17 protein-coding genes are annotated in these 17913 nt (G+C 39.9%); 7 read left to right on the top strand and 10 right to left on the bottom strand.

What is annotated here, in order from left to right:
- Positions 1-6 precede the first annotated feature (6 nt).
- From FRX97_RS07775 to FRX97_RS07765, 4 genes are all read right to left on the bottom strand, one after another.
- Positions 7-792, bottom strand: a complete 786-nt coding sequence (locus FRX97_RS07775) for an OmpA family protein (protein ID WP_147014632.1) — start codon at positions 790-792, stop codon at positions 7-9.
- Positions 793-828: 36 nt separating this feature from the next.
- Positions 829-987, bottom strand: a complete 159-nt coding sequence (locus tag FRX97_RS12260; RefSeq protein ID WP_170227076.1) for a hypothetical protein — start codon at positions 985-987, stop codon at positions 829-831.
- Between the two features lie 378 nt (positions 988-1365).
- Positions 1366-2718, bottom strand: a complete 1353-nt coding sequence (locus FRX97_RS07770; protein WP_147014631.1) for a sigma-54-dependent transcriptional regulator — start codon at positions 2716-2718, stop codon at positions 1366-1368.
- Positions 2702-5311 (bottom strand): ATP-binding protein, encoded by a 2610-nt coding sequence (locus FRX97_RS07765; RefSeq protein WP_147014630.1) that lies wholly within the window; start codon positions 5309-5311, stop codon positions 2702-2704. The genes FRX97_RS07770 and FRX97_RS07765 overlap by 17 nt, the downstream gene beginning before the upstream one ends.
- A 145-nt stretch (positions 5312-5456) precedes the next feature.
- Between FRX97_RS07765 and FRX97_RS07760 the strand changes: the two genes are divergently transcribed.
- Positions 5457-6047, top strand: coding sequence for a YhgN family NAAT transporter (locus FRX97_RS07760; RefSeq protein WP_147014629.1), 591 nt, complete (start codon positions 5457-5459; stop codon positions 6045-6047).
- 91 nt (positions 6048-6138) lie between these two features.
- Here the strand turns inward: FRX97_RS07760 and dnaK are convergent, their stop codons facing one another.
- Entirely contained in the window at positions 6139-8061 is a 1923-nt protein-coding gene (gene dnaK / locus FRX97_RS07755) for a molecular chaperone DnaK (protein ID WP_147014628.1), read from the bottom strand.
- A gap of 145 nt (positions 8062-8206) precedes the next feature.
- Positions 8207-9262 carry a DUF4249 family protein gene (locus tag FRX97_RS07750; RefSeq protein WP_147014627.1) on the bottom strand — a complete coding sequence of 352 codons (1056 nt, stop codon included), beginning with the start codon at positions 9260-9262 and terminating at the stop codon, positions 8207-8209.
- Between the two features lie 172 nt (positions 9263-9434).
- Between FRX97_RS07750 and panB the strand changes: the two genes are divergently transcribed.
- Genes panB through FRX97_RS07735 form a run of 3 tightly spaced genes read left to right on the top strand, consistent with a single transcriptional unit; the run spans position 9435 to position 11434 of the window.
- On the top strand, positions 9435-10250 hold the full coding sequence (panB, locus tag FRX97_RS07745) for a 3-methyl-2-oxobutanoate hydroxymethyltransferase (protein ID WP_147014626.1): 816 nt from the start codon (positions 9435-9437) through the stop codon (positions 10248-10250).
- A gap of 6 nt (positions 10251-10256) precedes the next feature.
- Positions 10257-10934 carry an RluA family pseudouridine synthase gene (locus FRX97_RS07740; protein ID WP_147014625.1) on the top strand — a complete coding sequence of 226 codons (678 nt, stop codon included), beginning with the start codon at positions 10257-10259 and terminating at the stop codon, positions 10932-10934.
- Between the two features lie 20 nt (positions 10935-10954).
- Positions 10955-11434 (top strand): Mpo1 family 2-hydroxy fatty acid dioxygenase, encoded by a 480-nt coding sequence (locus tag FRX97_RS07735; RefSeq protein WP_147014624.1) that lies wholly within the window; start codon positions 10955-10957, stop codon positions 11432-11434.
- Here FRX97_RS07735 and priA read toward each other — a convergent pair.
- Entirely contained in the window at positions 11431-13887 is a 2457-nt protein-coding gene (gene priA, locus FRX97_RS07730) for a replication restart helicase PriA (protein WP_170227075.1), read from the bottom strand. The two genes, FRX97_RS07735 and priA, sit on opposite strands and share 4 nt — an antisense overlap.
- A 105-nt stretch (positions 13888-13992) precedes the next feature.
- On the opposite strand from priA, the gene FRX97_RS07725 reads away from it, so the two are divergent.
- The 3 genes from FRX97_RS07725 (at position 13993) to FRX97_RS07715 (ending at position 16183) form a co-directional block, all read left to right on the top strand.
- Complete coding sequence (locus FRX97_RS07725) at positions 13993-14730, top strand: class I SAM-dependent methyltransferase (protein ID WP_147014622.1); 738 nt, start codon at positions 13993-13995, stop codon at positions 14728-14730.
- Between the two features lie 2 nt (positions 14731-14732).
- Entirely contained in the window at positions 14733-15443 is a 711-nt protein-coding gene (locus FRX97_RS07720; RefSeq protein ID WP_170227074.1) for a ZIP family metal transporter, read from the top strand.
- A gap of 107 nt (positions 15444-15550) precedes the next feature.
- Positions 15551-16183: a peroxiredoxin gene (locus FRX97_RS07715; RefSeq protein ID WP_147014620.1), complete on the top strand. Its 633-nt coding sequence runs from the start codon at positions 15551-15553 to the stop codon at positions 16181-16183.
- A 73-nt stretch (positions 16184-16256) separates the two neighbouring features.
- Here FRX97_RS07715 and FRX97_RS07710 read toward each other — a convergent pair whose 3' ends face one another.
- The 3 genes from FRX97_RS07710 to FRX97_RS07700 all read right to left on the bottom strand — a co-directional run bounded on the left by FRX97_RS07710 (position 16257) and on the right by FRX97_RS07700 (position 17892).
- Complete coding sequence (locus tag FRX97_RS07710) at positions 16257-17177, bottom strand: hypothetical protein (protein ID WP_147014619.1); 921 nt, start codon at positions 17175-17177, stop codon at positions 16257-16259.
- Between the two features lie 159 nt (positions 17178-17336).
- Complete coding sequence (locus FRX97_RS07705) at positions 17337-17576, bottom strand: DUF6952 family protein (protein WP_147014618.1); 240 nt, start codon at positions 17574-17576, stop codon at positions 17337-17339.
- A 1-nt stretch (position 17577) separates the two neighbouring features.
- Complete coding sequence (locus FRX97_RS07700; protein ID WP_147014617.1) at positions 17578-17892, bottom strand: thioredoxin family protein; 315 nt, start codon at positions 17890-17892, stop codon at positions 17578-17580.
- Positions 17893-17913 lie beyond the last annotated feature (21 nt).

The following is a 17913-nucleotide window of genomic DNA, read 5'->3' as shown; positions in this document are numbered from 1 at the left end:
ATTCTACTACTTAAGTTGGGCGTTTAATTGATCTTGTTCTGTAAGCTTCCAAAGTCTATCCAACCTTGGTGCTAATACTATCTCAGTTCTTCTATTAGCTTGTCTACCCTCTGCGGTTTCGTTCGATGCGATAGGCATATATTCTCCCCTTCCGCAAGAAATAACTCGCTGTGGGTCTACACCCTCTTCTACAAATAGTCGGGTTACTGCATTTGCTCTAGCTACACTTAAGGCCCAGTTATCCTGGAAACGGGCAGTTTTAATTGGCACATCGTCGGTATGACCTTCTACCATAATTTCCAAATCACTGTTTTTCAATACTGCAGCCAACATGGTTACAGCTTCCTCTCCCCTGTTGTTTACGCTAGCCGATCCAGATGGGAAAAGCAATTGCTCGCTAAGTGAGACATAAAGCTTCCCGTTTCTAACATCGATTTTTAACTCATCGGGAGTAAAGCATTTTAGTGCAGAACAAACTTCTTGATGCAATGCTGCAACGGCTTGCTTTTGTTCTCTTACCAGGGCTTCCATTTGCTCTAGTCTGGCCTCTCTATCCAACAACTCCTGCTGCTTTTCAATAGCAACTTCTTCTATTTTCTGTTGCTGCTTGGATACGGCTGTTAGCTGCTGTTCAGTAGTTTCTAGTTCTGATCTTAACTCCTGGTTTGTATCTCTTACCTTTAGATATTCTGCCTCCAGGTTGTCGTAGTTTCTTCGACTTACGCATCCAATAGCCATGGGAGCTATTAGTGCCACCGCTGCTAGTTTGATGATATTTTTTTGCGTAATCATGGTTATTGTTTTTAGGTTTTTGTTTGCTTTTTTGGGTTACGACATCCGATCATAAAACCTTACCATATGCTTAATCGACGCCTCGAAGTTGGTAAACAACATCTGACCTTCTTCTATCTCTAACTCTCTCCTCATTAAAGAATTTGGAAATCGTTTGGAGATGGCATCTTTAAGTTTTTGGAATCCGGTTTTCATGATTTTTCTGTTTGGTATGTGATATATACAATCTCGTGCCAAACCACACTACCCAACTTAAATCACTGAATAACAGTTACTTATAAAAACTAAGAAAAAGATATTTCCTTTCCGTTTTGAAAAGCTTTTTCATTTTGAAAATTGGGATGAGTTCAGGGCAAGAAGCTTAAAGCCAAAAGCTGGATGGGGAAATCTCGAAGTATTTAATAGCTGGTAGTATCTGGCAGCTAGTAGGTCGTAGCTGGTAGATTGTAAATGGTAGCTGAGGCGAGAACCCGGATGCCACTGCCCATAAGTAAAAAAAAAACGACCCAAGAAGCGGGTCGTTAATCTATAAAATGGAATCAAAAGATTGCCAAGAATCGAATTTAAAAAAGCTTAAGCCACCTTTTCTTCTGCTTCTTTTAGCAGGCGATAAACCGTTGTTTGGCCAATACTCAACACCTCGGCTACCTTTTTGGTATTGTCGTCGTATTTTTTCATGTAATGCTGCACAATCTCAATTTCGTATTGGCGCATCGATTTTTCTTTTTGCAATTGGGTTTGCAGTAAATCGGCATTCTGAAGGCTTATATCTTCTGCCTCAATTTCCTCCCCATTACTTAAAACCAATGCCAATTCCATTACCGCCTTTAATTCTCTAATATTTCCTGGCCATTGGTAGGACTTTAATTTTTTCTTTGCCTCCCTAGCAAGTGGTTTTGCAGGTAGGCCGTTTTGCTTAGACGCCTTTAAAACAAAAAACTCGCTGAGTAGGATAATGTCCTCACCGCGATCCCTAAGTGGCGGTAAATTGATTTGAATCCCGAATAATCTGAAAAATAGATCTTCCCTAAATCTTTTTTCCTGTACCTCCTTTTGCAAATCCTTGTGAGTGGCGGTAATAATTCGACAATCGAAGGATATCTCCTTATTTGATCCCAATCTAGTTAGTTTCCTTTCTTGTAAAACTCTTAGAAGTTTAGACTGAAGGTGCAGCGGAAGCTCGGCAACCTCATCCAAAAATAAGGTACCACCATTTGCCTCCTCAAATTTTCCCGGTTTGGCTTTATCTGCTCCGGTAAAGGCCCCCTTTTCATAACCAAACAACTCACTTTCCAATAGATTCTCTGGAATTGCGGCCATGTTTACAGCTATCATCGGTTTATCTGCAACCTTAGAATGTTGGTGGATATATTGTGCTATAACTTCTTTACCCGTTCCAGTTTCTCCAGAAATTGTTACCGTAATATTACTTTGAGCAGCCTTTTCCACCAGTTTTTTAATAGGTTTTAAGGCATCGCTTTCACCCACAAAATTATGCTCCTTTTTAGTGGAGAGTTCCTGCTCCAAATCCTTTATCCTGTTTTGCAGGCTTAACTGCTTTTCAAGCCGATTTAAATTCAAAAGCAGACGATCTTTAAGGTTATCGTCCTTAACAATATAGTCGTAGGCGCCATTGTGGAGTAATTCCATAGCAGTTGCTATATCCTGCTGTTCAGAAATTATTATTACTTCCGTTTCTGGATACTGCCCCTTAACCTTTTCCAGCACCTCGGCACCTTTTGCGTCGGGCAAACGATAATCTAGGGTAATAATATCTGGTGTTTCTTCCTTTAGCTGACTATATAATTCCTGAGCACTTCCAAAGCGATGTGCTTCGCAATTGGGATTTAAAGAAATGCTGTGATTAATCAGCCTTCCAAACCAATCATCATCCTCAACTACAAACACTTTAATCTTCCTGCTCATTCTTTTCAGTTTCTTTATCTAATTCAATATCAATAAGATCTATCCCCCTCGCAATGGCAATTTTTGCTGCGGCCAATTTAGCTGAGATTACTTTTTTCTCACATCCAGCCGTAAACCCTTCGGTTTCCAAACCATCTAGAATTTCATACAAAGCATCCAAACCAAGGTGCTTACAACTAGGTTTAAATCTATGAGCCACCTCTGCCACTCTATTATAATCCTCGCTTTCAAACCCTTGCAGCATTTGTTGGAGCGAATTTTCGGCATTTTTTTTAAACTCTTCCAACATATTTATAACAAAGGTATGGTCTCCTCCAGAAGCACGGTATAACCCCTCTATATTTATACCTTCCTGCTCGGTTGTGGTAACCTCCGACTTAATGGCTGAGAATCCCAAAAATCCAAGTAATTCTGTTTCCTTAAATGGTTTTTTAACCACAAAAACATTAGGGTCTCCATCCACAAATCCTGTGTCATCATCAATTTCAGCCGCAGACAATAACACTGCTGGAACATGCCGGTAATGGTCGTAATCTGCCTTCAGTTCTTTTAAAACTTCCAGTCCAGTTTTGCCAGGCATCCGCTGATCTATAACCAGTGCATCGAACTTACTCTGTGCCGCCAATGCTATGGTTTCACTACCATTTGTTGCCGACTCATGAACGATGTTGTGCTTATCCAGAATGGCGCTTAATAATTTAATGTTGTACTCCTCATCATCGGCTATGAGCACCCTTAAATTTTTACCTTCTACAAAAACTTTCTTGGGAGGGGCTGAAATATTTTGATCTTCGGGTTTTAAAGCCTTTAATGTCATGGTAATGGTGGTACCCCACCCCACCTGACTTTCCAGCTTAATTTTACCCTCCATCAACTCCACCAATCTTTTGGTAATAGCCAAGCCTAAACCGGTTCCCTTAACCGACTTCCCGGTGGTGGTAACTTGCTCAAATTCGTTAAATATTTTCCCCTGCTCCTCTTTAGAGATTCCTATTCCCGTATCTATTACCGCAAAAGACAGTACGTAGTGCTGATCGATTTCTTCCTTCAGTCCAACCTTTAGGGTTACCGAGCCTTCATCTGTGAATTTTATTGCATTTCCCAATAAGTTTAAAAGACACTGTCTAATTCTAAACAAATCAGCCTTTACCAGGTCTGGTGTGTTTGGTTGGATAATTAAGGTCGACTCTAGTCCGGCCTCATTTGCCAGCGAAGAAACCATTAAGTGAATGCGCTCCAATTCTTGATGCAACGAAAAGGTACTGTGCTTAATTCTTATGGTATTAGAACTTAACTTGGTATAATCCAAAACTTCATTCACCACATCCAACAGGTGACCAGCGGCATTTTTAACAATGCCGAGTTGCTCAGTATCCTTACTCCCCGCACTACTACGCTCCATAATTTGGTCGGTAAAACCTAAAATGGCATTTAAGGGTGTACGCAATTCATGACTCATGTTGGCCAAGAAGCGAGATTTGGTTTTCGCTAATTCTTCGGCTTCTGCTTTGGCACTTCTAAGAGCTAGCAAATAAGCTTTATTTCGCTCTATATTTTTAATTACTACGTAGGCAGTTAAGCTGATTAGGAGAATTAGAAACAGAAGAATAACACCGATCCACTTGTTGGTGCTTTCAATCTCCGCCTCAGCAAAGGCAGTTTCGTTCGAAATGGCTGTTTTTTCTATTTCCTCAATCTTATTTCTTATCCGTAGGATATTCGCTTTTAGCCTTTTTTCCTGTTCATGAAGAAATAAAAACTGCTCTTTTACTTTGCTAAATCTCAACTCCTCTGCCCTGCCAATGGAAGCAATTTGAGACTTAATAGAATCTAACATTTCCTGTGAGCGAGTATTAGCCTGAGGCTTAGGCTCCGAAGTATTCTCCTTTGAGCTTAATTGTTCCTGCTTGCTTTCCTTTTTCTCTGGTTTTACCTCGGTATCAACTTCTGCTGTGGATTCATCTTCTTTCCCTAATAGCCAGTTAATAAATCCTCGCCTTTCTCTTTTTTCCTCAACCGCTTTTTCCTTTGGCGTCATAGCCGTATCCACAGAAGTTTCCAAATCTGGGGTGGCATCGCTATTTCCTTGTTCTTGCTCTACAGTAACTTTAGCTTTTATGGTTTCTAAATTGCTTGCTTGCTGTTCCAACTTAGATTTTAAGCTATTAAGAGCCGTTTCCACCCTGTCATCTTCTGGCGACAGATACCTTTTTTCGTAGATATCCATTAGTTTTCTTACGTCTTCATCCAGCCGATACAAATAGAAATTAAGAAGTGAATCTGAAGAAGGTTTATTGAGGATCTCGTTTAAATCGTAACGCAGATTATTTTGCTCCCGGTAGTAGCTTTCAACAAATTCTTCTTCCCCCGACAGGTAGAAATTTTGAAGCATCGATTCCACCTCAATAAGACCTGTGTTTATCTCTTCAAGCTTAAGTAAGTAGAAATTAGGTTGGATTTTGTCTTTTACCCGGTCAAGTACATTGGTGTATCTGCGATAAACATAGGATCCTGTAAAAATGAGCGAAGCCAGCATTACGAATAATGCTGCAAGGAGCCATATTTTTAAATTAGATCGGTCTGAAGGATACATAGGGGTTGTAAGATAATAAAATGAACTTGGAAGTTTTCCCAAAGAAATAAAACATGAAAACGACTTTTTCCACTAATAATTACGTGGTTGAGAAATAACGAAGAAGCCATTTGGAATAGCTACTTTTGCCGCCTAATTCAACAATATGGAAGCAACTATCTGGTCGTCAGCCGTTTTACTTTTCTTTTTGATGGATCCTTTAGGAAATATCCCCGTATTAATTTCAGTTTTAAAGGGAATAGACCCTAAGCGGCAGCGAAAAATTATCATTCGCGAGCTACTTATGGCCTTTGTTATCCTTAATATCTTCCTATTTGCTGGTAAACCGCTACTAGATTTCTTACAGCTAGATCAGGAATCGGTTAAAATATCGGGAGGAATTATTCTTTTGATTATTGGATTGAGAATGATATTCCCAAAACAGGATGGAGTTATGGGCTACACACCAGATGGTGAACCCTTTTTGGTTCCAATTGCCATTCCGCTTATTGCAGGACCATCGGTTTTGGCCATGTTAATTATTATGACGCAAAACGCCCCGGGGAAAATGTTTGATTGGTTCCTATCACTAAGTATTTCATGGATAGGGACCTCCATCATATTACTAACGGCTCCGGTCTTCTTAAAAATTTTGAAGAAGCGCGGATTGATTGCCTTAGAGCGATTAATGGGAATGATATTAGTAATGATGGCAGTACAAATGCTTAAAGAGGGAATTAAATTTTTAATGGGCTAGCGAAGTTGGAGACCAGCTCCAAGCCGTTTAAGTAAAATAAAAAGCCCGATTTGGAAGGACCAAATCGGGCTTTTTTATGAGTTATTGAAGATTACTTCTTCTCGTCGTTTACTTCTTCGAAATCTACATCAGAAACCTCTTCGTCTGCATTTTCGTTTGCTCCAGCTCCAGCGTCTGCTCCAGGCTGTGCGCCACCTTGAGCTTGTTGCTGCGCCTGATACATTTCTTGAGAAGCCGCTTGGAATACTTCATTCAGCTTGTTAGTAGCCGCTTCAATTCCAGCAATATCTTCTTTGTTTTCGTATGCTTTCTTAAGATCTGCTAAAGCATCCTCGATAGGCTTTTTCTTATCTTCTGGAAGTTTATCTCCAAACTCTTTAAGCTGTTTCTCCGTTTGGAAAATTAAGCTATCTGCTTGGTTTAACTTCTCGATATTTTCTTTAGCCTTCTTATCGGTTTCAGCGTTCGCCTCAGCTTCGCGCTTCATTTTCTCGATTTCATCTTGAGACAATCCTGAAGAAGCCTCAATTCTGATGCTTTGCTCTTTACCAGTGGCTTTATCCTTGGCTCCTACGTGAAGAATACCGTTCGCGTCGATATCAAAAGTTACTTCGATTTGAGGTACACCTCTTGGCGCTGGTGGAATTCCATCTAAGTGGAAACGACCGATAGTTCTGTTATCTTTCGCCATTGGACGCTCACCTTGCAACACATGAATTTCAACCGAAGGTTGATTATCAGATGCTGTAGAGAAAGTTTCCGACTTTTTAGTAGGGATGGTTGTGTTTGCCTCGATAAGCTTGGTCATTACACCTCCCATGGTTTCGATACCAAGTGAAAGTGGAGTAACATCTAGAAGAAGTACATCCTTAACCTCACCAGTTAATACTCCACCCTGTATAGCAGCTCCTAAAGCAACAACCTCATCTGGGTTAACCCCTTTAGATGGCTCTTTTCCGAAGAAAGATTTTACAGCTTCTTGGATCGCTGGAATACGAGTAGATCCTCCTACTAAAATTACCTCATCGATATCTGAAACGTTAAGATCTGCATTCTTAAGTGCAGTTCTACAAGGCTCGATAGTTCTTTTGATTAGCTCATCAGCTAATTGCTCGAACTTAGCTCTTGAAAGCGATTTTACTAAGTGTTTTGGGATACCATCAACCGGCATAATGTATGGCAGGTTGATTTCGGTAGAAGTGGTGCTAGAAAGCTCAATTTTAGCTTTTTCAGCAGCCTCTTTCAAACGCTGAAGTGCCATTGGGTCTTTTGAAAGATCCAATCCTCCATTTTCGTTTTTAAATTCTTCTACTAACCAGTCGATTATTACTTGGTCGAAATCGTCTCCACCAAGGTGTACATCACCATCGGTAGATTTTACTTCGAATACTCCGTCTCCTAATTCAAGGATAGAAACGTCGTGCGTACCACCACCACAGTCGAATACTACAATTTTAGCATCTTCTGTCTTTTTATCTAAACCATAAGCTAGTGATGCAGCTGTAGGTTCGTTAATGATACGTCTTACTTTTAATCCAGCAATTTCACCTGCCTCCTTAGTAGCCTGACGCTCACTATCGTTAAAGTAAGCTGGTACTGTAATAACAGCCTCAGTTACTTCTTGCCCAAGATAATCCTCAGCAGTCTTCTTCATTTTTTGAAGAATCATTGCAGAGATTTCTTGAGGCGTGTACATTCTGTCGTCGATTTTTACTCTTGGAGTATTGTTATCTCCTTTTTCAACAGAATAGGGCACTCTTGCTACCTCTTTACTACACTCATCAAAGGATTTACCCATAAATCTTTTGATAGAGTAGATGGTTTTATTTGGATTGGTAATTGCCTGACGCTTTGCCGGATCTCCAATTTTTCTTTCACCACCGTCTACAAAAGCAACGATAGATGGAGTGGTTCTTTTCCCTTCACTGTTGCTAATTACAACAGGCTCGTTCCCTTCCATTACCGCTACACAGGAGTTGGTGGTACCTAAGTCTATACCTATTACTTTGCTCATAACGATTGAATAATTTCTTTTTCGCGATTACTAATGCTGCGAAATCTTAGTCAATCATTATGCCATAAAGGTGTAAAATGAAGAATTGTCAAAATATCCCGACCTGAAATTAGTCGGTCTGACAGATTGTCAAAAATGCTTACGATTAGTCACAAGCGGCACTTGGATTGTCAGACAGTATGCTCTGTCTGTCAGTACAGAACTTCAATCCTGCTGTTTGCTCGCTAAAAATAATGGCCTTAACACTAAAATTGGAGAAATCTCGTGTTGCCTCTATGGTAGAAGCTCCTTCGAATATACCCAATCCAGTTTCTCCGTTATCTATATATACGTTGGTGTAGTTCAGGTTACTCTGACTTACTCCTCCCGTTCCACTGGTGGCTTGTTGGTATATAAACAACTCCTCTGCAACAGAGGTTAAAATTACAGTTCCGTTTCCAACCAAACGACTCTTTACGTTTGGATCTGGTTTTATCAATGCTGCCAATCGGCTTAAAAAACTAAGACCGTTTAAACGATATCTAATTTTATCGCCTCCGGATATATTTTGGGAAGGAAATTCACTCAAGTCCATTACCAATTCTTTTTCCTCGCTGGAACCATCCTGATAAAATTCGGTATACCTAAATACAAAACTCAACAGGTATAGTTTCCCCTTTGATGCTGTATTATAATCGAAAATAAGGTTGCCATAAAAGGGTTGATTTCCAGTGGTTATGTCATTATTAACCACCGAAAAAGTTGCAACGTTAACAAAACTTGGTTTAGATGGAATGGTTGCTTGGGCCATAACCTCGTTTCCAGCATGATCGAAAGACAGCCTGTATTCTGAATATTTATCTAACTCAGGGATTTGAAACTCGTAAGCAAAATTAGGCTCAGTAAAAAAATCACCTTCCTTTTTTGGAGCCAACTCCACCATATTCCCAGTGTAAGTAGCTCTCACCGAGCTCCCCGAAAGAGCTTCGAGTTTTACATTGGTTATTTGCGTATAACTACTATCAGGAATTTTGGCGTACTCTAGGTTATTTCCTTCTCCTCTGAAAGTACGAGTTATTCTAACGTAGTGCACACTATCCTTGCTGTTTAAAACCCCATAAACCACAGGTAAGTTGGGGTCGTCTGAGAATACATCGATTTCATCATCGCAGGCAAGAAAAATGAATGAAAGACAGAAAAATAAAAGTGCTCTTGTTTTCATAGGAGCTGCAAAGAAACAGCAATTATTGGAATTGGCTTGCAAGAAAATCTTAAAGCCTCACCCTACAAAATACTTGTGATTTTACTTATTTGAGCCCCTTTTATTGGGCAATTCAAAGTTTTTTGCCCGATTTAAAAAGTACTTTTACATTGCACACCCAAGCAAATAAGCTATGTCGGTACATAAAAACGTAAAAAGAATAACCACCCACGTATTACAGGAAATGAAGTTAAAAGGCGAAAAAATCGCCATGTTAACTGCTTACGATTACTCCATGGCGAAGATTATTGATGGTGCCGGAGTGGATGTAATTCTAGTTGGAGACTCTGCCAGTAATGTTATGGCAGGACACGAAACAACGCTTCCTATTACACTAGACCAAATGATATACCATGCCGCCTCTGTAGTTCGAGGTGTGAGTAAAGCACTGGTAGTAGTCGATCTTCCATTTGGGTCCTACCAAGGAAACTCAAAAGAAGCCCTTAATTCTTCTATCCGAATAATGAAGGAATCGGGCGCTCATACCGTTAAGCTAGAGGGTGGTAAAGAAATTTTAGAGTCCATTCACAGAATACTGTCTGCCGGAATTCCAGTAATGGGACACTTGGGACTAACTCCACAGTCTATATACAAATTTGGTACCTACACAGTAAGGGCTAAAGAAGAGGAGGAAGCAGAACGACTTATTGAGGATGCAAAAGCCTTGGAAGAAGTTGGATGCTACGCTATTGTACTTGAAAAAATTCCTGCCAAACTAGCCAAAAAGGTGGCGGAGACCGTAAAAATTCCTGTGATTGGAATTGGAGCCGGATCTGGAGTTGATGGACAAGTTTTAGTCTCTCATGATTTACTTGGAATTACCCAAGAGTTTAATCCCCGTTTTTTAAGACGCTACCATAACCTGGCCGATGAAATGCATGGCGCTATTTCTACTTATGTGGAAGATGTGCGATCTAAAGATTTTCCAAACGACAGGGAACAGTATTAAGACTAAATGGAGGTTTTATACGAAGACAACCACATCATTGCCATTAACAAAAAGGCAGGAGATTTGGTGCAGGGAGATAAAACGGGCGACACCCCACTTCCAGAGCGGGTAAAACAATACCTAAAGGATAAATACAACAAACCTGGCGAAGTTTTCTTGGGAGTAACCCACCGATTAGACCGCCCTACAACAGGTGTGGTTTTATTTGCACGCACCAGTAAAGCCTTAAGCAGGCTTAACGAAATGTTTAAAAAGCACGCTTACGAGAAAGTTTATTGGGCCGTGGTTGAGGGAAAGCTGCACCCCGAAGAGAACAAGCTCCAAGACTATTTAGTGAAGGACGAAAAAAGAAATAAATCGAGGGTTTGCGCAGCCGGAACTAAAGGGGCTAAAGAAGCAAAATTGAGTTATAAGCTCATCCAACATTTAGACAATTACAGTTGTGCAGAAGTGCTTTTAGAAACAGGCAGACATCATCAAATCCGATGTCAATTAAGTGCAAAAGGGTTTAGCATAAAAGGGGATGTTAAATACGGTGCGAGGCGAGCCAATAAGGATGGCTCCATTCATTTACATGCGAGATCTATAAAATTTATCCACCCTGTAAAAAAGGAAGAAATTACTATAATAGCCCCTCCACCAAGAGATGCAATTTGGGATAAGGTTATTCAGAAAACTAATTAATTTTAGAAAAACATCTAATCATGAAATCTGCTAACCAATGGTTTTCGGAATATGGAGAAAGCCACCAAAATGCCACCAACAAACTGATTCATTGGATTTGCGTTCCCAGCATATTCTTTAGTATAGTAGGATTACTGGCAGCAATTCCGCATAGCTTTTTAGACCAACTGGTATCTTCTCCTCTACAACCTTACATGCATTGGGGTACTGTGTTGATAATTATTGGGTCTATTTTTTATCTATTAATGTCCATCCCTTTGTTTATTGGAATGTTAGGCTTTTCAGCCTTGGTATTATGGTTGTGTGCCATTTTGGAAAGCAGCGGATTACCAATAGGTCTTACCAGTTTTATAATATTTGTTGTAGCATGGATTGGTCAATTTATTGGACATAAAATTGAGGGAAAAAAACCGTCCTTTTTTAAGGATGTTCAATTCTTACTAATTGGACCAGCGTGGTTGATGCACTTTATCTACAAGAAAATTGGCATACCCTATTAATAGGGATCTACATCTAGTATAACTCGAACAGACTTAAAAGCCTTAATCAGTTTCAATTCCTCGGATTTAGATTGAATTAAGGCTTTTGCTTTTACCAAATCTACCTTTCCATCAAGCTTAACCAAAATTTCCATACGGTATTTGTTCCTTACCCTTGCAATAGGTGGATATTCCGGTCCTAGAACTCGAGCACCTAAGAATACCCGCAATTGTTTCGCTAATTCTTTAGCCGCACCCTCCACCGTATGTTTATCTATGTGGCTAGCCGTTATATTTACAATTCTGCAATACGGAGGATACAAAAACTCCCTTCTATCCTGGGTTTCCTTTTGATAAACCAAATCTTGGTTACCGTTAACTATTGCTTGCAATAACCAATGTTCGGTATTGTAAGTTTGGATCAATACTTTTCCCGGCTTTTCTCTCCTACCCGCACGTCCTGCAACCTGCATCATAAGCTGGTAAGACCTCTCATTAGATCTAAAATCTGGAAAGCTCAACATCTGATCAGCACTCAAAATTCCGACTAATCCCACTCGATCAAAATCAAGCCCTTTGGTTACCATTTGGGTACCCACCAGAACATTGATCTTATTGGTTTCGAAATCGTGAATGATTTGTTGGTAAGCGTTTTTCCCTCGAGTGCTATCATAGTCCATCCTTCCAACCCTAGCATCCTTTAGTAGCATAGATAAATCTTCCTCAATTTTTTCGGTACCAAATCCTATCATTTTTAGACTTGGAGAACCGCAGGCTAAACATTTGGGTGGAGGATTTAGAAGGTAACCACAATAGTGGCAGCGTAAATTATGCTTGTATTTATGGTAGGTTAGCGTAATATCGCAGTTTTTACATTCCGGACACCAACCGCAGGTTGTGCAGAGCCACCTTGGAGAAAAACCTCGTCGATTCTGAAAAAGAATTACCTGTTCGCCGCCATTAATTGTATCTGAAATGGCATCGAGCAGGCGATCGCTAAACTCTCCTTGAATTTGCTGATCTCTTGTTGCCTTTTTCAAATCTACTAATTCTATGTTGGGCAGCACGGCTTTGCCAAAGCGCTCCAAAAGTGGAACGTAATGGAACTTACTTTTTTTGGCATTAAAATAAGATTCAATGGCAGGTGTGGCAGAACCCAATAACACCTTTGCATTATGCATTTTAGCCAGCATAATTGCCGAATCTCTAGCTTGATATCGCGGTGCTGGGTTTTGCTGCTTATAGCTTCCATCGTGCTCCTCATCAACAATAACTAAGCCCAGATTAGAAAAGGGCATAAGCATAGCTGAGCGGGCTCCAACTACTAACTTTACCTCTGTTCCATCTAAAAGTTTATACCAAATTTCAGCCCTTTCATTATTGGAAAACTTAGAGTGATACACCCTAAGTTGTTTTCCAAAATAGGCCTCTAAACGACCAGTTAACTGCCCCGTTAAGGCTATCTCTGGCACAAGGTAAAGTACCTGCTTCCCTTTTTTTAGGGTTTCTTCAATAAGTCGAATGTAAATTTCGGTTTTCCCAGAACCCGTTACCCCGTGTAATAAGGTTACTTTGTCCTGCTCGAAACCTTCTTTAATAGATTCCAACGCCCCATTTTGGGCGACGCTTAGGTTTAAAACTTTGCCATCGGCCTCATTTCCCTTAACCCGATCTACAGGGATGTATTCAATGTTCAATATCCCGCGTTTTTGCAGACTACTAATAGCAGCATTAAGAGAGTCGTCGGCGGAAATAATGGTCGACTTGGGGATTTTAGCCTGATGATTTCCACCCAGCAATTGGAGCACTTTCATTAAGGCATCTTGCTGTTTGGGAGCCCTTTTTAATAAATCAAAGGCCTCATTTAGCTGGGCATCACTTTTAAAATTTTCAGCAAGCGAAACAAAAGGTTTGGTTAACACTTTGTAGCGATCATGTACCTCCTCCTCTATCCCCACTACTTGTTTCTCCAACATTGATTTAACTAGTGGGTAAACAGATTTGCGTTGCAGCAAATCGGCAATATCGGCCAATGCCATTCTGTTATTTTCAATTAAGGCATCGAAAACCACACGTTCAGCATCGGTTAGTTTATCGTACACCCCTATACCTGCATCTATTGGTACCACAATGGTTTCGCTTGCCAAACGCAGGCTAGCTGGTAAAGATGCCAATAACAACTCCCCCGCATAACACAGATAATAATCGCAAATCCAATCCCAGAATTTCAATTGTAAATCTGTAACCACAGGATATTCATCAATTACAGCTTCAATGTATTTAGCTTGGTAGGCTTCGGGGGGATTTCCGTGGATTTTTCCAATGAGACCAGAGTAAATTTTAGATGCCCCAAAATTCACCAGCACCCGTTTACCTATCGCAACTTCATCATTACATTCGAATGGTACGCGGTAGGTATATAGTTTGGGGAGCGCAAGCGGAAGAATTACATCTACAAACCTGGTTTCTCGCATAGGGCTGGAAAGCTCATATTTTTTTGGCACAAAAACACATTTTAAGACGCTATTTTTTACACAGCCAAAACATAATTTTACTTTTGTCGGCGAATGGAAGTGGCAATGGAAGTATCGAAAAATTGGTTTGTTGAATGGTTCAACAGTCCATTTTATCATATCCTTTATAAGGATAGGAATAAAGATGAAGCGGGAAAGTTCATAGAAAACCTGATGGATTTCCTAAAGCTGGGGGAAGATGCAGAAATTGTTGATCTGGCTTGTGGTAAGGGCCGACACTCCGTAAAAATGAACCAACTCGGTTACCGAGTTTTGGGACTTGACCTTTCAGAGGAGAACATTGCGGAAGCCAAGAAAATGGAGAACGAAAAATTAAAATTCGATGTCCATGATATGCGATTGGTGTACCCGGATGTTGAGGCAGACTTGGTAACCAATTTCTTCACCAGTTTCGGCTACTTCTCCAACACAGCAGACAACCTCAAAACCCTTAATGCAGTTAGAAAAAACCTTAAGTATAAAGGGATATTGGTTATTGACTTCTTAAACGCTACCAAAGTGATTAAAAACTTGGTGGACGAAGAAGTGAAGGAAATTGATGGGATTACTTTTCACATCAACAGAACCGTGGAGCAAGGTTATATTATTAAAACCATAAGCTTCGAACACATGAATAAACCCTACACCTTCCACGAAAAGGTTCAGGCTTTAGAACTGGTGGATTTCGAATTTTTATTGAGTAATGCGGGGTTTGATTTAAGAAATACCTTCGGTAATTACGACCTTAAACCCTTCCGTAAGGATAGCTCCGAAAGACTTATTTTGGTAGCCCAAAAAAGATAGCCTTGCCAACAGCACAAATAGTTGTACTCCTTTTAGTTACGGTAATTCCAGGAATTATCATTCTAAACGGTTCCCTTAAGTCTCAAGGATGGATTAAACCCTTGCTTTCGCTTTCGGGTTCATTTTTATTGGCTTTATCCTTTTGTCACCTGTTACCAGAAGCCTATCACCACGAAGGAGCCACTGTGGGTGTCTTTGTGCTTTTAGGATTTTTTGCTCAGGTAATTTTAGAAAGTGTAACCAAAGGAGTTGAGCATGGACATTACCACAGTCACGGGCACTTTAGCAAGTACTTTCCACTATTGGTTATAGGTGGATTATCATTACACTCTATGCTAGAAGCCATGCCCATTGGTGGCCATAACCATGTAGGCTCGGGAAATACCTATTTAACTGGAATTGCACTTCATAAATTCCCCATTGCTTTAACCCTTGCATCCATCCTAAAGACCACACCTCTTAAAAATTATAGCAGATGGATTTGGTTTGGACTTTTCTGCCTTTCTGCCCCCATTGTTATAGTTGCACTGCATTTTTTCCCAGAGCAAATAATAAGCGAACGCTTTAGCAACCTTAGTTCGGCATTTGCAGTGGGTATTTTTCTTCATGTAAGTACCACCATACTATTCGAGGTGGAGGATGGGCACCGGTTAAAAGCTTCGAAATTCGCAGCAATAATATCAGGTTTGCTTATCTACTACTTCCTAGTATAGTTATCCTCTATATTCTTATCAGAAATTACAATTTGAAATGGGCTTAAAATCTCATTTCAAAGCGTACTTTTGTACCAGAAAATTAGTTTAAACATAAACCGAATAACATGGCAGTTCTAGTAGGACAAGAAGCACCAAAATTCACTGCATCTGCAGTAATAAACGGAGAAGAGATCGTAGATAACTTCTCATTAGATCAGTACAAGGGGAAGAAGTACGTAGTATTATTCTTCTATCCAAAGGATTTCACTTTTGTATGCCCAACCGAGTTACACGCTTTCCAAGCTAAACTTGCTGAGTTCGAATCTCGTGACACTGCTGTTGTTGCAGTTTCAACAGATACAGAGCAAAGCCACTGGGGATGGTTACAAGTACCGAAAGACAAAGGTGGAATAGAAGGTATTACTTACCCACTAGTTGCGGATACTAACAAAACCATTTCTACCAACTACGATGTTTTAGCAGGAGAATGGGATTACAACGAAGACGGTGAGATGATTGCTCACGGAGAAATGATCGCATACCGTGGTTTATTCCTTATCGACAAAGAAGGTGTTGTTCGTCACCAAGTTGTTAATGACCTTCCACTTGGAAGAAACGTTGAAGAAGCATTAAGAATGGTTGATTCTCTTCAGTACTTCGAAGAAAAAGGAGAAGTTTGTCCAGCAAACTGGAAAAAAGGTGAAGATGGATTAAATGCATCTCACGAAGGAATTGCAGATTACCTTGCAACTCACTAACCAAAATACTTTCAATAAAAAAAGACCGGCGAAATCGTCGGTCTTTTTTTTTACCTCCATACTGAGTATTCCACTACACCATTTCTAAATTATCCAGTATTTGAATAACCTCCTTTTTGGTGATGGTTCCAGCTTTGTCTAATACTGTATTAAATCTTCCGATTAACTTACCGGAATTAATTTCGTAAACGCTTATAATATCCTGTTTATCCTTTCCTCGGTACGGATAAATTAAAACTACCCCAACTTCTACAAAGCCCTGTTTGCTATTCTTAAAATATTTGGGCTCCACCAACAACACTTTTCGTTTGGTGTATTTTTTAAACTCATCTTCCTTGTTAATGGAGTTAGGTAAGTCTCCTTTATTAAAAACCAGAATGGGGTAATTTGCGGTTGCAATATTCTTTTGCGCCAAATCTTCTATGGTAGACTTTTTGTTTTCTACAATATCCTCGAGAAGGGTTTTAAAACAATGAAGCGTAAGTGCCAACTTGTTTTTCAATCCGATATTATAGGTATAACTTATAAGGGCATCCTCTATGCTTTGGGCTGTATCAGCAATGGTACCAGGTATATCTCTCCATAAATCGTAAGAGATAAGTGATCGCTGATAATGCGCTAATTCTCGATCCGCAGGCTTGCAGCTATTGAAATTTAGGTGAAAATTAAAATCACCCTTTTCATTCTTTCCAATCAGGGATTTATCAGGTGGATTCTGGGTAAAGTAAAAGGCTATATGAAAACCTTCCTTTTCGTATTCGGGATTATTGTCTTGATGCGGTATAAACTGCACCTCGCACATATCCCAAGTTTTGGTGAAAAACTTCTTGATGACAGCATTCAACTCCTTTGCTTCATCGTTGGCCTCCTTTAGTTCGAAAACTCGAATTTTCTCCCTACAAAGTTTCTTAACATCCCTTGGCTCTACGGTTACCCACTGGCAAAAGGATGAGATCCAGCCAATTAAAAAGAATGTGGTTAAAAAGTAGCGCATAAAAGAAGACACTTTACGTGACTACTAATTTCCACAAAAGAAGAGCGAAGCTGTCCGCCTCGCTCTTAAGTAATTAACAATCTCTTGTTAATCTTGTTAATAATTCACTCTAACACACTGTAATTTAACCAATTAGAGTTATCAACAGTATGTTAGTAACTACGAAATACTGTTTCTAACTCGCTGCGTATAATTGCGAAGAGCTTGTTTAGAATCTACCCCAGACTCCATCTCCTTTCTTATTTCTTTGGCAGCTATTATGTGCGTTAATTGCTCTCCTTCGTCTTCCCCCTCAATTTCTATTGGCAGAGACTGCTCGTTCATTAAGGCTTCTTCCGCCTGCTCAAGCGACTTTAAATCGTAATGCTCAACGGCTTTTTTTATGGCTGAAATTTTCATGCTACCCGAGTTTTTCCAACATTTTTACCACATACTCCTCCTTGCTGGTGGATGTTCCCTCAACAACTTCTCCGTTATCTACTACTGCAAAAAATGGAAGGTTATCTACCCCTACAAATTTTCTTGATTCTGGATTCTCCTCAGCATTAACCTCTAAAAACTCAATGCCACTAAAACGCTCATCGTTTGATAAACGCTTAAATTTTGGTGCAAAAAGTTTGCAGCTACCACACCAATCGGCGAAGTACTTTACAATTACTTTTTTACCCTCAAGCTGTGACTTGAAATTGCTATCATTTACTGCTATTACTGCCATGTCCTGTATTTTATTAGGCAA

The sequence above is a fragment of the Luteibaculum oceani genome (assembly GCF_007995015.1).
GTDB classification, from domain to species: domain Bacteria; phylum Bacteroidota; class Bacteroidia; order Flavobacteriales_D; family Luteibaculaceae; genus Luteibaculum; species Luteibaculum oceani.
This window is presented reverse-complemented; position numbering and strand designations above follow the sequence as displayed.